Source organism: Micromonospora sp. NPDC003944 (genome assembly GCF_053605225.1).
In genome coordinates, this window is sequence record NZ_JBSGIV010000042.1 from 48,609 (window position 1) to 61,863 (window position 13,255).

7 protein-coding genes, 2 tRNA genes and 1 pseudogene are annotated in these 13,255 nt (G+C 67.3%); 9 read left to right on the plus strand and 1 reads right to left on the minus strand.

Annotation, left to right across the window (positions count from 1 at the left end; genetic code table 11):
* The first annotated feature begins 190 nt into the window (after positions 1-190).
* The 3 genes from ACWER9_RS20915 to ACWER9_RS20925 all read left to right on the plus strand — a co-directional run bounded on the left by ACWER9_RS20915 (position 191) and on the right by ACWER9_RS20925 (position 888).
* Positions 191-281, plus strand: a tRNA-Ser gene (locus tag ACWER9_RS20915).
* Between the two features lie 35 nt (positions 282-316).
* Positions 317-389, plus strand: a tRNA-Arg gene (locus ACWER9_RS20920).
* A gap of 217 nt (positions 390-606) precedes the next feature.
* On the plus strand, positions 607-888 hold the full coding sequence (locus ACWER9_RS20925; RefSeq protein WP_452303413.1) for an SCO0607 family lipoprotein: 282 nt from the start codon (positions 607-609) through the stop codon (positions 886-888).
* A gap of 148 nt (positions 889-1,036) precedes the next feature.
* Here ACWER9_RS20925 and ACWER9_RS20930 read toward each other — a convergent pair whose 3' ends face one another.
* Positions 1,037-2,614 carry a hypothetical protein gene (locus ACWER9_RS20930; protein WP_452303414.1) on the minus strand — a complete coding sequence of 526 codons (1,578 nt, stop codon included), beginning with the start codon at positions 2,612-2,614 and terminating at the stop codon, positions 1,037-1,039.
* Between the two features lie 582 nt (positions 2,615-3,196).
* Between ACWER9_RS20930 and ACWER9_RS20935 the strand changes: the two genes are divergently transcribed.
* The 6 genes and pseudogenes from ACWER9_RS20935 to chvE form a co-directional block, all read left to right on the plus strand.
* A complete protein-coding gene (locus tag ACWER9_RS20935) occupies positions 3,197-4,312 on the plus strand; it encodes a ricin-type beta-trefoil lectin domain protein (RefSeq protein ID WP_452303415.1) in 1,116 nt (371 codons plus the stop codon).
* 228 nt (positions 4,313-4,540) lie between these two features.
* Positions 4,541-5,860 (plus strand): acyltransferase family protein, encoded by a 1,320-nt coding sequence (locus ACWER9_RS20940; RefSeq protein WP_452303416.1) that lies wholly within the window; start codon positions 4,541-4,543, stop codon positions 5,858-5,860.
* A gap of 400 nt (positions 5,861-6,260) precedes the next feature.
* Positions 6,261-8,384, plus strand: coding sequence for a family 43 glycosylhydrolase (locus ACWER9_RS20945; protein WP_452303417.1), 2,124 nt, complete (start codon positions 6,261-6,263; stop codon positions 8,382-8,384).
* A gap of 380 nt (positions 8,385-8,764) precedes the next feature.
* The gene (locus ACWER9_RS20950) at positions 8,765-9,751 is read left to right on the plus strand and encodes a LacI family DNA-binding transcriptional regulator (RefSeq protein ID WP_452303418.1); all 987 of its coding nucleotides are present in this window, start codon (positions 8,765-8,767) and stop codon (positions 9,749-9,751) included.
* 320 nt (positions 9,752-10,071) lie between these two features.
* The gene (locus tag ACWER9_RS20955; RefSeq protein ID WP_452303419.1) at positions 10,072-11,727 is read left to right on the plus strand and encodes a glycoside hydrolase family 27 protein; all 1,656 of its coding nucleotides are present in this window, start codon (positions 10,072-10,074) and stop codon (positions 11,725-11,727) included.
* A 439-nt stretch (positions 11,728-12,166) separates the two neighbouring features.
* A pseudogene (gene chvE, locus ACWER9_RS20960) lies at positions 12,167-13,138 on the plus strand (multiple monosaccharide ABC transporter substrate-binding protein); the annotation flags it as partial.
* Positions 13,139-13,255 lie beyond the last annotated feature (117 nt).

The window sequence follows — 13,255 nt, forward strand, 5'->3', positions numbered from 1 at the left end:
AGCAGGCTCTCGACGGGTCGACTCGCTGGGTGGCTGCTCCTGCATATCGATGGAGCGTAGTCCCGATCACGCTGGCGCACAGCGTGGAATCACCGGGGCGGGCGGCCCTGGTGGGCGTACCCCGGAAGTCGTTTTGCCCCCGGTGGGTGGTGACCTGTATCCTCGGGCGCGGTGGTCTGAGGATCACCAGGGAGACTTCGCCTAGTCTGGTCTATGGCGCCGCACTGCTAATGCGGTTGGGGTCTTAAAGCCCCTCCCGGGTTCGAATCCCGGAGTCTCCGCGCGAAAGCCGGGTGTGTACACTGGCTGAGCACGAGCGCCCGTAGCTCAATGGATAGAGCATCTGACTACGGATCAGAAGGTTAGGGGTTCGAGTCCCTTCGGGCGCACAGATCATGAGGGTCCTGAGCTGCGGAAACGCGGTTCAGGGCCCTCAATTGTTTAAGGGCGATCAATGGTGCGTCGGCGTGACGCTGCGTTACTAATCGGTTCGACATCGCGCAACGTGATCGGGGCTGGACCACGGTCCTGCTGCGCCCGCCAAAGAGTCGTGACGTGAGTACGCGTGCGGATGGCAAGTGCCGGCGGGGCGACGAGGATTTCCCCATGCGAACGCGAATCATGATCGCCCTGGCCGTCGTCAGCCTTGGTGGGCTGATGGCCACGACTGGTTGCTCGTATCGGGAGAGCATCTGCTCCGGTGGTGAGTATCCGGCCATCGCGGTCGGCGGGCAGGGCGGCAGCGCCTGCTTCCCGGATGGGCAGGAGCCGACCCCTCCGTACGTCCGCTACCCGGAGGGCAAGGTCCCGCAGCACGTCGACGACGAGTGGGACGTCTACTGGCGCACCCACGGCATCGACGAGAACAACAACATCGTCGAGACCTGAACGGCACACCCGGCACGTGCGGCGCGGCGGTGCGAACCCGCGATCGTCAGATGGACGGCATCCGGTCCCGCCGCAGCTCCGATCGATCGAAACCGTGCGGGACCGGATGCCTACCTCTCGCTAGCCGAACGCCGGGGCGATCGGACGATCAGCCGAAGCAGTTGGGCACAGGTGGTGAGCTGGGCGTGCAGTTCGTGGGCCGGTTGCCGCTGATGGCTGTCTTCTGGTCCACGGTGACCTGGCCGCCGTCGTTGAAGATGCCGCCGGGTGCCAGGGTGGAGATGTTGTCGGTGACCTTGCTCTCGGTCAGGGTGAGCGTGTTGTTGTTGTAGATGCCGCCGCCCCGCGAGCTCGAGCCGATGGCCCGGTTCCGGTCGACGTGGGTGCGGCGCAGGACGACGACGCCGCTGGTGTTGTAGACGCCACCGCCGTGTTCGATGGTGCTGTTCGTGCTCGCGACGTTCTCGCTGATCCAGCTGTCCTCGGCCACGAACTGGTTGATCTGGTTGTAGACGCCGCCGCCGCGTTGGCCGGCCTCGTTGTGGTGGACCTTGCCGTGCTTGAGGTGGAAGGTGCCGTCGGAGAAGATTCCGCCGCCTTCGCTGCCGGCCCGGTTGTCGTTGATCTCGACGTTCTTGGCCTCGGTGGTGGAGTTGATGCCACCGCGGATGCCGCCGCCACGGAACCCGGCGGTGTTGTTGTCCAGGCGGACGTTGTTCAGCACCGCGACCTGACTGTTCGACAGGCCGCCACCCGCGCCGCCGATGGGCACGATGTTGAAGACTCCGATCGTGTTGTTGTAGCTCAGTCGGGTGTTCTCCACGGTGAGGTTGCCGTTGTTGAAGATGCCTCCACCGTCGAACACGGCGCTGTTGTTGCTGATGGTGCTGCCGCCGTCCTTCTTGTCCTTGTCCTTGCCGTTCCAGCCGTGGTCGCCCCCGCCGAGGATCCTCGTGACGCCGAAGTTGGCGATACCGCCACCAGGGCCGTTGGTGTGGTTGTAGACCACGTTGGTGTTCTCGATGGTGGCCCTGCCGCCGACGTCGATCCGGATGCCACCGCCGCCCTGGCCGAGCCCGCCATCGGCCAGGCCGCCCTTGATGGTGGCGTCGCGCAGTGTCAGGTCGCCGCCGGTTCCGACCTCGAGGATTCGGAACGGGGTGGCGTTGGCCGCGCGGACGATGGTGGCCCCGTTTCCGTCGATCACGACCTGCTGCGTGATGATCGGCAATCCGACCGCGCCGAAGGGTACGGGTGGAGGGGGTGCGGATCTGGTGAGCGTGTAGGTGCACTTCTCGGCGAGCCGGAGTTTCGCCCCGGAGTTGGCGTTCGCGCGGACGATCGCCGCGATCAACTCGTCGGAGTTGCACGGTACGGACCGGAAGTCGTCGCCCCTGCTGTCTCGACTGTCGTTGTCCTTCTTGCGGTCCTTGCCGTCGCGGCCGCCCGGGTCCTGGCCTCCGTGGTCGCCGCCGCCTCGGTTGCCGTCGGCGAGGACCTGCGTTCCGGCGTTCGACGGGCTGTTGCCGCGCTCCCCGAACGCTCCGCTCGCTCCGACCGGGGTGAAGGCGGCCAGGCCGACCACACCTGTCAATCCGGCTACCCCGGCGACGAGCCAGCGCACCCGCCGCCTCTTCGGCGGACGGGCCTGTCCGGCCGCTACCTCGCTCATGTTCGGGTGTAGATAGTTGGACATCGAGCTACCCAGCCCTTCTCCGTACACCATGTCTCCGCACGTCACAGTCGGTGCAGAAGGTGACAAATCGGTTGCCACCACCAGGGCGAAGGTAGCCGAGCGATCCTCACATCAAACGCCTTTATGCGAAAAAGCCCTACATTCGGTGTACCTGTCACGGGCGTCACGGCAGCACCACCATGCCCGTAGCACCACCATGCCCATCTGGGGCCGTCGGGCGTCACAGCACCCCTGATCCACTCGTGTTTCATGAAGTGGGGGTGTCCTGGTCTGAGGGGCGGCCCGACTTCACGAAACCGGAGTGGATCACGAGGTGGCGATGCCTGGCCGGGCGGGTTGTCCGGGTTCTGGAGTGGCCTGCCGCGGCTAGGGCGCTCACCGCCACCACCCGCCAGCCGGGCGGCTCGTCCTCGCTGTCGCCCGCCGTCCGTGCCGCTCACTGTTCCGCGCTGCTGGTGCTTGACGTGGGCCAAACCAGCGACAAGAATTTACAAGAATCGCTGTTAGCGTTAACAAACGTCGCGGTGCTGCGACGGCACTGTCATGCCGATGTGGCGACGGTCGCGACGGCTTGACTCCTCGGCCAGCACTACCACTTCAGGGGAGAAACGTATGCGGACAAGGGCAAGATGGCTCGCGGCTACCGCCGCGCTCGGTGTGGTCCTCGCCGGGGTGCTGACCTCGACGGGCCCGGCCAGCGCGGAGTCCAACGGCGGAGTGCGGGTGATGCCGCTCGGCGACTCCATCACCGAGGGCACCCAGGTGCCGGGCGGTTACCGCATCGGGCTCTGGCAACGCCTGGTCAACGGTCGCTACACGGTGGACTTCGTCGGGTCGCAGTTCAACGGGCCCGCCAGCCTGGGTGACCACGACCACCAGGGGCATCCCGGTTGGCGGATCGACCAGATCGACGCCAACATCGTCGGCTGGCTCAACACGCAGCGCCCGCAGAACGTTCTGCTGCACATCGGGACCAACGACATCCTGCAGAACTACAACGTGAGCACCGCGCCCAACCGGCTCTCCACCCTGATCGACCGGATCACCAGCACAGCCCCCACCGCAGAGGTGTTCGTCGCGCAGATCATCCCGCTCTCCAACAGCAACCAGGCGGCGGCCGCCCGCACCTTCAACGCGGCCATCCCCGGCATCGTGCAGAGCAAGGTGAACGCCGGCAAGCGGGTGCACCTCGTCGACATGCAGAGCGCACTCACCACCGCCGACCTGATCGACGGCGTCCACCCCACGTCCGGCGGCTACGACAAGATGGCTGCCCGCTGGTACAGCGCCCTGCAGTCGGTGCCCGGCAGCATCGGCAACCCGGGCAGCGGTGGCGGATCGACGACGACCGCGATCGTGGGTACCCTCTCCGGCCGCTGCGTCGACGTCCCCGGCTCCTCCACCACCAACGGCACCCAGGTGCAGTTGTGGGACTGCCACGGCCGCACCAACCAGCAGTGGACCTACACGAGCGGCAAGGCGCTTACGGTGTACGGCAACAAGTGCCTGGACGCTGCGGGCTACGGCACCTCCCCGGGTACCCAGGTCACCATCTACGACTGCCACGGCGGCACGAACCAGCAGTGGAACGTCAACGCCAACGGCACCATCACCGGGGTGCAGTCCGGCCTCTGTCTGGACCCCTACAACGTCGGCACCGGCAATGGCACGAAGCTCGTTCTCTGGACGTGCACCGGCCAGACCAACCAGCAGTGGAGTCGCCGATAGGTCGTGCGGTCGCGGAGGGTGGACGGATCAACCACTGCGTCCACCCTCCGCCCGCCGACGATGAGAACGACCCAGCTCGCCGGGTGCTGCCGAGGGGTTCGTGGAGTACGAGGTCGGTAGGTTGCCGCGCATCGATGGCGTTGCCTACCGTCCGTTCGGCGAAGGGCCGCATAAAGTACGGGCTCGGCGGTGCCGGACAGCAGTCGAGGCAGAGATCCTGGGATGGTCATGAGCGAGCAGTCGTTGGCGCATTCGCCGAGAATCCGGTTCGACCGGAGGCTGCCCGTGCTTGCCGATCGGTTCGACGCTCGCGCCAACAGCATCGGGCTGTTGCGGATGGCGCTGGCGTTCGCGGTGCTCGTCGCGCACAGCTGGCCCCTCGCGCTGGGGCGGCCGATGCTCGGCTTCAGCGAGACCATGCGGCAGGCCGATGTCGGCAGGCTCGCGGTGTACGGCTTCTTCGTCCTCTCCGGCTTCCTCATCACCAGCAGCGCTCTGCGCTTCAGCCCGCTGCGGTACCTCTGGCACCGGGCGCTGCGAATCCTGCCGGCGCTGTGGGTGTGCCTGCTGGTGACCGCGCTCGTGGTGGCCCCGGCGATCGCCTACTACGAGCGGGGCACCCTCGACGGCTTCTGGGGTCACCCGCAGGGGCCGTTGCAGTACCTGCGGTCGAACTGGCTGTTGGCCATGGACCAGTGGACGATCTCCGGTGTGCTGCGTGACGTGCCCTACGGCCGTGCCATGGAGCTCGGCGGCCCCGTCAACGGCTCGTTGTGGACGCTGCGTTACGAGGTGGTCTGCTACGTCCTGCTCGCCGCGCTGGCGGGCACCGCGGTGCTGGCCCGGGCGCGCGGCGCCGTCGTGCTGCTGCTGCTCGGGGTGTACGGGGTCGTCGTCGAGGACTTCGTCCGGGGTGACGGGTTCGTCGTCCTACCGGCCAAGCACGGTGTCCTGGGCCCGTACCCGATCGTCGGGATCTTCGAGAAGCAGCTCCTCATCTACCTGACCTTCGCCTTCCTGCTGGGCGCGGTCGCCAAGCTGTACGCGCACCTGCTGCCGATGACCGGTTGGTTGGCGGCGCTCGCCGCCGTCGGGGTCGCCGTTACCGCGCGGTTCGGCGGCTTCTACGTCGTCGGGGTGCCGCTGCTGGCGTTCCTGCTGCTGTACCTGGCGGTCGGGCTGCCCCGGTGGCTACACCCGGTGGGCCGTAAGCGGGACTACTCGTACGGGGTCTACATCTACGCGTTCCCGGTCCAGCAGGTCGTCGCCCTGCTCATCGGCGTGCGGTACGGCTTCGTCACGTACCTGGCGGTGTCGTCCGCCGGCACTCTGGTCCTCGCGGCGCTCTCCTGGCATCTGGTCGAGCGACCCGCCATGTCGCTGAAGGACGTGGCTGTGCCGCTGCCCCTGCGGCGGGGCGGCGCCTCCCCGGTCGACGCGGGCCCCGGCCCGGGTGCCACGAGGACGGGTGTCGTGTCGGCCTCGGACACGCCCACTCAGCCGGCCGTTCCCACGCCGGCGCTCCACCCTGTGAAGGTGCAGGGCTGAAGCTGTCGGCCGCGAAATCGATGGGCAACCGTCGATGTTAACGTGCTCGAAGGGCGTTCCTCAAGTGCTGCGGCGCTGGTCTGCACCGGGATCTGGGCCGATGCCTGCGGGAAGTCGGTGCGTGACATTTTCCGCCACGGTTCGGGTTCGACGGTGGCTGATGTTCCCAGCACGTTACGTCTTGACGAACGCCATGTTATCGCTCACAGTCGATGCCTAAGGACGACGACACCTTGGCTTTCCGGGCAAGCCTCGCCTCGTCGATCTCGAATCAGGCGTGCGCCAGGGCTCGCCGGTGTCTTGTTAACGCTAACTTCTTGACGCCTGCGCACCCGGCCACGCGTCGCGGTACGCCCACTCTCGGGCAGGCCGTTCGGCTCTTGGTCACTGGAGGAGGATCATGTCTGCCCTAGATAGGTCTCCATCGATCGCAACGTCGCCGCGACGGCGTTGGTGGTTGCCCCGCATCGTCGCCGCAAGCGCGGCGGCGTTGATGGTCGGTGGCGCCGCCGTAGCAGTGGTGTCGTCACCCGCCGCCGCGGCGACTGTCGACACGAGCGCGTGGTACGTGTTGGTCAACCGCAACAGCGGCAAGGCCCTGGACGTCTACAACCTGGCCACGAACGACGGTGCCCGGATCACCCAGTGGGCCCGCAACAACGGTAACCAGCAGCAGTGGCAGTTCGTCGACTCCGGTGGTGGCTACTACCGGGTGAAGTCGCGGCTCTCCGGCAAGGTGCTCGACGTCTCGGGCTTCTCGACCGCCAACGGCGGCAGCATCGTGCAGTGGAGCGACACCAACGGCACCAACCAGCAGTTCCGGTTGGCCGACTCCGACGGCGGCTACGTCCGGTTGATCAACCGCAACAGCAACAAGGTGATGGAGGTGCAGGGCGCCTCGACCGCCGACGGCGGCAACATCGTGCAGTACGACGACTGGAACGGCGCGAACCAGCAGTGGCAGTTCGTCCGCGTCGACGGTGGCACCACGCCGCCCCCGACGACGACCCCGCCGCCGTCGAACGGCACGTTCTCGAACCCGGCCATCTGGCAGGACTTCGCCGACGTCGACATCATCCGGGTGGACAACACCTACTACCTGACGTCGTCCACCATGCACTACTCGCCCGGCGCGCCGGTCCTGCGCTCGTACGACCTGGTGAACTGGGAGTTCGCAGGTCATGCCGTGCCCCGGCTCGACTTCGGCTCGAAGTACGACATGAGCGGCGGTAACGCGTACGTCGACGGGATCTGGGCGTCGACGCTCAACTACCGGCCGAGCAACCGGACGTACTACTGGGCCGGGTGCATCGACTTCGCGCAGACCCACATCTACACCGCGTCCGCCGTCGACAGCACCTGGAGCAAGCACACCACCATCCCCAACTGCTACTACGACGCCGGCCTGCTGTTCGACGACAACGACACCCCGTACATCGCGTACGGCAACGGCACCATCAGCGTCGCCCAGCTCTCCGCCGACGGGAAGTCCCAGGTCCGGGCCCAGCAGGTCTACCAGACGCCGTCGAGCATCGGCACGCTCGAGGGCGCCCGCTTCTACAAGCGCAACGGCGCCTACTACATCTGGCTCACCCGCCCGGCCAACGGCCAGTACGTGCTGAAGTCGACGAACGGCCCGTTCGGCCCGTACGAGCAGCGTCAGGTGCTGCTCAACCTGCCCGGTCCGATCTCCGGTGGTGGCGTGCCGCACCAGGGTGGGCTGGTGCAGACCCAGAACGGCGATTGGTACTACATGTCCTTCGTCGACGCGTACCCCGGTGGTCGGATGCCGGCCCTGGCGCCGATCACCTGGACCGGCGACGGGTGGCCCGTGCTGCAGACGGTCAACGGCGCGTGGGGCAGCACGTACCCGAAGCCGAACCTGCCCGCCCCGCCCCGGGCGGTCAAGCCGCTCACCGGCACCGACACGTTCGCCGGCACCACGCTCGGCCCGCAGTGGGAGTGGAACCACAACCCCGACAACAGCAAGTGGTCGGTCAACAACGGGCTGAACCTGCAGACCGCCACCGTCACCGGCGACCTGTACAAGGCGCGCAACACGCTGACACACCGCATCCAGGGCCCCAGCTCGACAGCCACCATCGAGTTGGACTACTCCACCATGCGCGACGGTGATCGCACCGGCCTGGCCGTGCTGCGCAACTCGTCCGCCTGGATCGGAATCAGACGGGACAACGGATCCACCCGGCTGGTCATGCAGAACGGCCTGACGATGGACGGCAGTTGGAACACCACGAGCACCGGTAGCGAAGTGGCGAGCACCGCCGTCTCCGGTGGCCGGATCTGGTTGCGCGCCAACGCCGACATCAGACCCGGCTCCAACCGGCAGGCCCGCTTCTCGTACAGCACCGACGGTGTCAACTTCACCTCGTTCGGCAACGCCCTGACGCTTGCGAACAACTGGCAGTTCTTCATGGGCTACCGGTTCGCCATCTTCAACCACGCGACACAGTCGCTCGGTGGCGCGGTCACCGTGCGGCGGTTCGACCTGACAACCCCGTGAGACCAGTCACACGACGATCGGTCTGACCGGTGGCGTCGGCAACGCATGCCTACCCGCATGTCGAGTCGGCGCCATCGCGTCGGGCCCGCGCCGGCCTGTTCCACGCTCTGTCCAGGAGCGAGGGCGGGCCGGCGCACCACTTCCGTACGGTGCCCGGCATTGGACGGCTGTGGCGCGTCGCGCAGTCCCCGCGCAGCCATGCCGTGTTCGGGGCCGTTGCTGGCGTAGACTATCGGCGATCCAGCGCTGGTCACCTGGGATTCAGCACCGGCGTGGTGACTGAGCGAGGGGGGATCGGGCCGGGCCGCTCCAGTCGACGTCGACGGGCCGCGGTCCGGCGATGTAGCGGGGGGAGTGAAATGGCCGTCCACGGTCCCGCGATGACAGACGTCGCTCGTCTCGCCGGTGTCTCCCATCAGACGGTGTCGCGGGTGCTCAACGGGCATCCCAACGTCCGTGAGCAGACCCGGCTCCGGGTGCGGGCGGCGATCGCCGAGCTCGGCTACCGCCCCAACGGCGCGGCACGCGCGCTGGTGACCGGCCGATCGCAGGTCATCGGCGTGGTCGCACAGAACACGACGCTCTACGGTCCGGCGTCGCTGCTGGCCGCGTTGGAGCAGACCGCGGCCGAGGAGGGTTTCGCGGTCAGCGTCGGCAGCGTCCGCAACCTGGACCACCGTTCCATCTCGGCGGCCGTCGAGCGGCACCTGTCGCACCGGGTCGCCGGCATCGTGGTCATCGCCCCGGTCGAGTCGGCCGGTGAGGCACTTGAACGCCTGCCCAAGGACGTCCCACTGGTCACCGTCGACGGTGACCCGAACCGGCCGGTCCCGCTGGTGACTGTCGACCAGGTCGCGGGTGCCCGGGCGGCGACGCAACACCTTCTCGACGCCGGGCACCGTACGGTCTGGCACGTCTCCGGTCCGACCGACTGGTTCGACAGCGTCGGTCGCATCGACGGCTGGCGGCAGGCGCTGCTGGCCGCCGGGCTGGATCCGCCGCCACCGATGCCTGGAGACTGGTCCGCGTCCTCGGGTTACCGCTGCGGGCAGATGTTGGCGCGGATGCCGGAGGTCACCGCCGTCTTCACGGCCAACGACCATCTCGCGCTGGGCGTGCTGCGGGCGTTGCACGAGTTCGGCCGGCGAGTTCCGGACGAGATCAGCGTGGTCGGCTTCGACGACGTGCCGGAGGCCGCGTACTTCATTCCGCCGCTGACCACCGTCCGACCGGACTTCGACGCGGTGGCGCGGGCGAGCCTGCAGATGTTGCTGTCCCAGATCGACTCGGGCACCAGCGGGGCGTTGCGGCAGACCATCGCCCCGGCCCTGGTCTCGCGCGACAGCGTCGCCCCACCTCGTCGCTGACGGCCGCGCCCGCCGGTGCCGGCCCTCCGGGCGGCGCGGGCACGTCCCGCCGCCGCCCGCTGAGTGGTGTACGCGCGTGCGCGCCACTGCCAGCGTGCGCCAATTCCTGGCCTCTGCGCCGATAAGACGCGCTTCGATGGGTTGCGGAGCGTAGCCAATCGATGTCGAGCGATATCGCGGCGCTGAGGTATTGAACCTCGTGAAATGTCGCCGTAACATGATGGGCGTCTCTGTTAACGCTAACAAAAATTGGCGTCCAACTATCGGCGCACCGACCAGAGATCGTAGTCATCGGCGTGCGTCACCGACAAGGAGGCTCGATGAACCGCACTACCCGAGGTCGTCGCTGGGGGAGCGTGCTGGCGGCCGGAATACTGCTTGCCGGCACCCTGGTCGGCCTTCGTGCCCCGACGGCGCAGGCGCTCGACAACGGCGTGGCACGTACTCCTCCGATGGGTTGGAATTCGTGGAACTCGTTCGGCTGCAACATCAACGAGGCGTTGATCCGGCAGACGGCTGACGCGATCGTCAGCAGCGGTATGCGGGACCTGGGCTACCAGTACGTCGTGGTCGACGACTGCTGGTTCAACCCCAACCGGGACAGCTCCGGCAACATCCAGGGCGACCCCACCCGGTTCCCCAGCGGAATGAAGGCGCTCGGCGACTACCTGCACGCCCGGAACCTGAAGTTCGGCCTCTACCAGGTGCCGGTCGACAAGACCTGCGCGCAGTACTTCGGCTCCTACCCCGGTGCCACCGGTAGCCGGGGCCACGAGGCGCAGGACGCCCGCCAGTTCGCCGCCTGGGGTGTCGACTTCCTCAAGTACGACTGGTGCTCGCCGGAGGGCAGCATCAACGACCAGGTGACCACCTTCGCCAAGATGCGCGACGCGCTTGCCGCCACCGGTCGGCCGATCGTCTACAGCATCAACTCGAACAGCATCCACGCCAAGACCGGCCCGCAGCGCAACTGGGGCGACGTGGCGAACATGTGGAGGACCACCGAGGACATCACCAACGCGTGGGACACCGGCCAGACCAACGGCTACCCGATGGGCATCCAGAACATCATCAACGTGACCGTTCCGCTGGCCTCCTACGCGCGCCCGGGTGGGTTCAACGACCCGGACATGATGGAGGTCGGCCGGGGTGGAATGAACGACACGGAGATGCGCAGCCACTTCGCGATGTGGGCGATCATGGCGTCGCCGCTGATCGCCGGCAACGACGTGCGGAACATGAACGCCGCGACGCAGACAATCCTCAAGAACGCCAACCTGATCGCCATCAACCAGGACTCGCTCGGGTTGCAGGGCGTGCAGGTGTCGTTCGACGGCACGCGTCGGGTGCTGGCCAAGCGACTCGCCAACGGTGACGTCGCCGTCGCCCTGTTCAACCAGGGCGGCTCGACGACGACGATCTCCACCACCGCCGCGGCCATCGGCAAGTCCGGGTCGTCGTTCACCCTCGTCGACGCGTGGACCAATGGCACCAGCTCCAGCAGCGGGACGATCAGCGCCAGCGTCCCCGCGCACGGCACGGTGGTGTACCGGGTCAGCGGTGGCGGGACGACCCCGCCGACCACGCCGCCGCCGACCACGTCGAGCGCGTACGCCAGCGCCGCCTCCAACCGCTGCCTGGACGTGCCGAACAGCAACACGACAAACGGCACCCAGCCGGTCATCTGGGACTGCAACGGCGCCGCCAACCAGCGGTGGACCCGCAACGGCCAGACCCTTCAGGCGCTCGGGAAGTGCCTGGACGCGCCGACGAACGCGACGGCCGGTTCCAAGGTGCAGATCTGGGACTGCAACGGCGGTACCAACCAGCAGTGGACGATCAACGCCAACGGGACGATCAGTGGCACGCAGTCCGGTCTCTGCCTGGACGTGAACAACAACGGCACGGCGAACGGGACCACGGTGATCCTCTGGACCTGCACCGGGGCGGCCAACCAGCGGTGGTCGCAGCGGTAGCCGACTGATCCGCCGACCGCCGAGGTCGCGACGCCCCCACCTCGGTCCGGCACCGGTGCCCGTGGACGACAGCGGTCGTCCACGGGCACCACCGTGCGGGGGGTCAGCCGATCTCGGAGAGTCGTCGTATCCTCACTTCCGGCCGATTGACCCGATGGCTACGCTCACCTGGATGCTCCGTTACGAGACCGTGACACCGGTATTTCGGATCTGGTGTTGACGCAATCTATGTGAGCGCTAACACTACCCGAAAGATGACAGTTGGCCCCGGCAGTCGGCGGGGGAGTCCAGAGAGGAGAACCCCGTGCGCAGGAAATTCCTGGTTGCGCTCGGCAGCGCGGCGCTGGCGCTGAGCCTGGCGGCGTGCAGTGGCGAGGGAGCGGGCGGCGACGGCGACAAGAGCGGTGAGAAGCCCAGCGACCTGACCATCGGCGTGTCGATGCCGACCCAGACCTCGGAGCGGTGGATCGCCGACGGCAACGCGGTGAAGTCCAAGCTCGAGGCGAAGGGCTACAAGGTCGACCTCCAGTACGCCGGCGACGACATCCCCACCCAGTCGCAGCAGGTCGACCAGATGATCACGCAGGGTGCTGACGTCCTGGTGGTCGCCGCGATCGACGGCACGGCGCTCAACAGCCAGCTGCAGGCCGCCGCAGCCGCGAAGATCCCGGTCATCTCCTACGACCGGCTGATCCGTGGCAGCAAGGACGTCGACTTCTACGTCAGCTTCGACAACTACAAGGTCGGCGTCGCCCAGGGCACCGCGCTGCTCGTCGGTCTCGGCCTGCTGAACAAGGACGGCTCGAAGGGCACGGCCAAGGGGCCGCTGAACGTCGAGATCTTCGCCGGTTCGCTCGACGACAACAACACCCAGTACTTCTACGGCGGTGCGATGGACACGCTCAAGCCGTTCATCGAGGACGGGACGCTCGTCGTCAAGTCCAAGCAGACCACCCCCGAGCAGGTCGCCATCCTGCGGTGGCAGCAGGAGACCGCGCAGAAGCGGATGGAGAACCTGCTCACCTCCAGCTACAACGACGGCTCGAAGGTCGACGGGGTGCTGTCGCCGTACGACGGCATCTCCCGGGGCATCATCACCGCCCTGCAGAACGCCGGCTACGGCAAGGGCGCGAAGAAGCTCCCGGTGGTGACCGGCCAGGACGCGGAGATCGCCTCGATCAAGCTGATCAACGACGGCGTGCAGAACTCCACGGTCTTCAAGGACACCCGCCTGCTCGCCGAGCAGGCCGTCAACGCGGCCGAGGCGTTCCTGCAGAAGAAGCAGCCGCAGGCCAACGACACCAAGACGTACGACAACGGCGTCAAGGTCGTCCCGTCGTACCTGCTGCCGATCGCGACCGTCTACAAGGACGACATCAAGGCGACGCTGATCGACTCCGGCTACTGGACGGCGGAAGAGGTCGCCGCCGGTCCGCGGACGACACCGTCCAGGACAGCGGTCGCATCAGTTTCCTGCGCGACCACCTCACCGCCGCGCACCGGGCCATCGCCGACGGGGTGCCGCTGG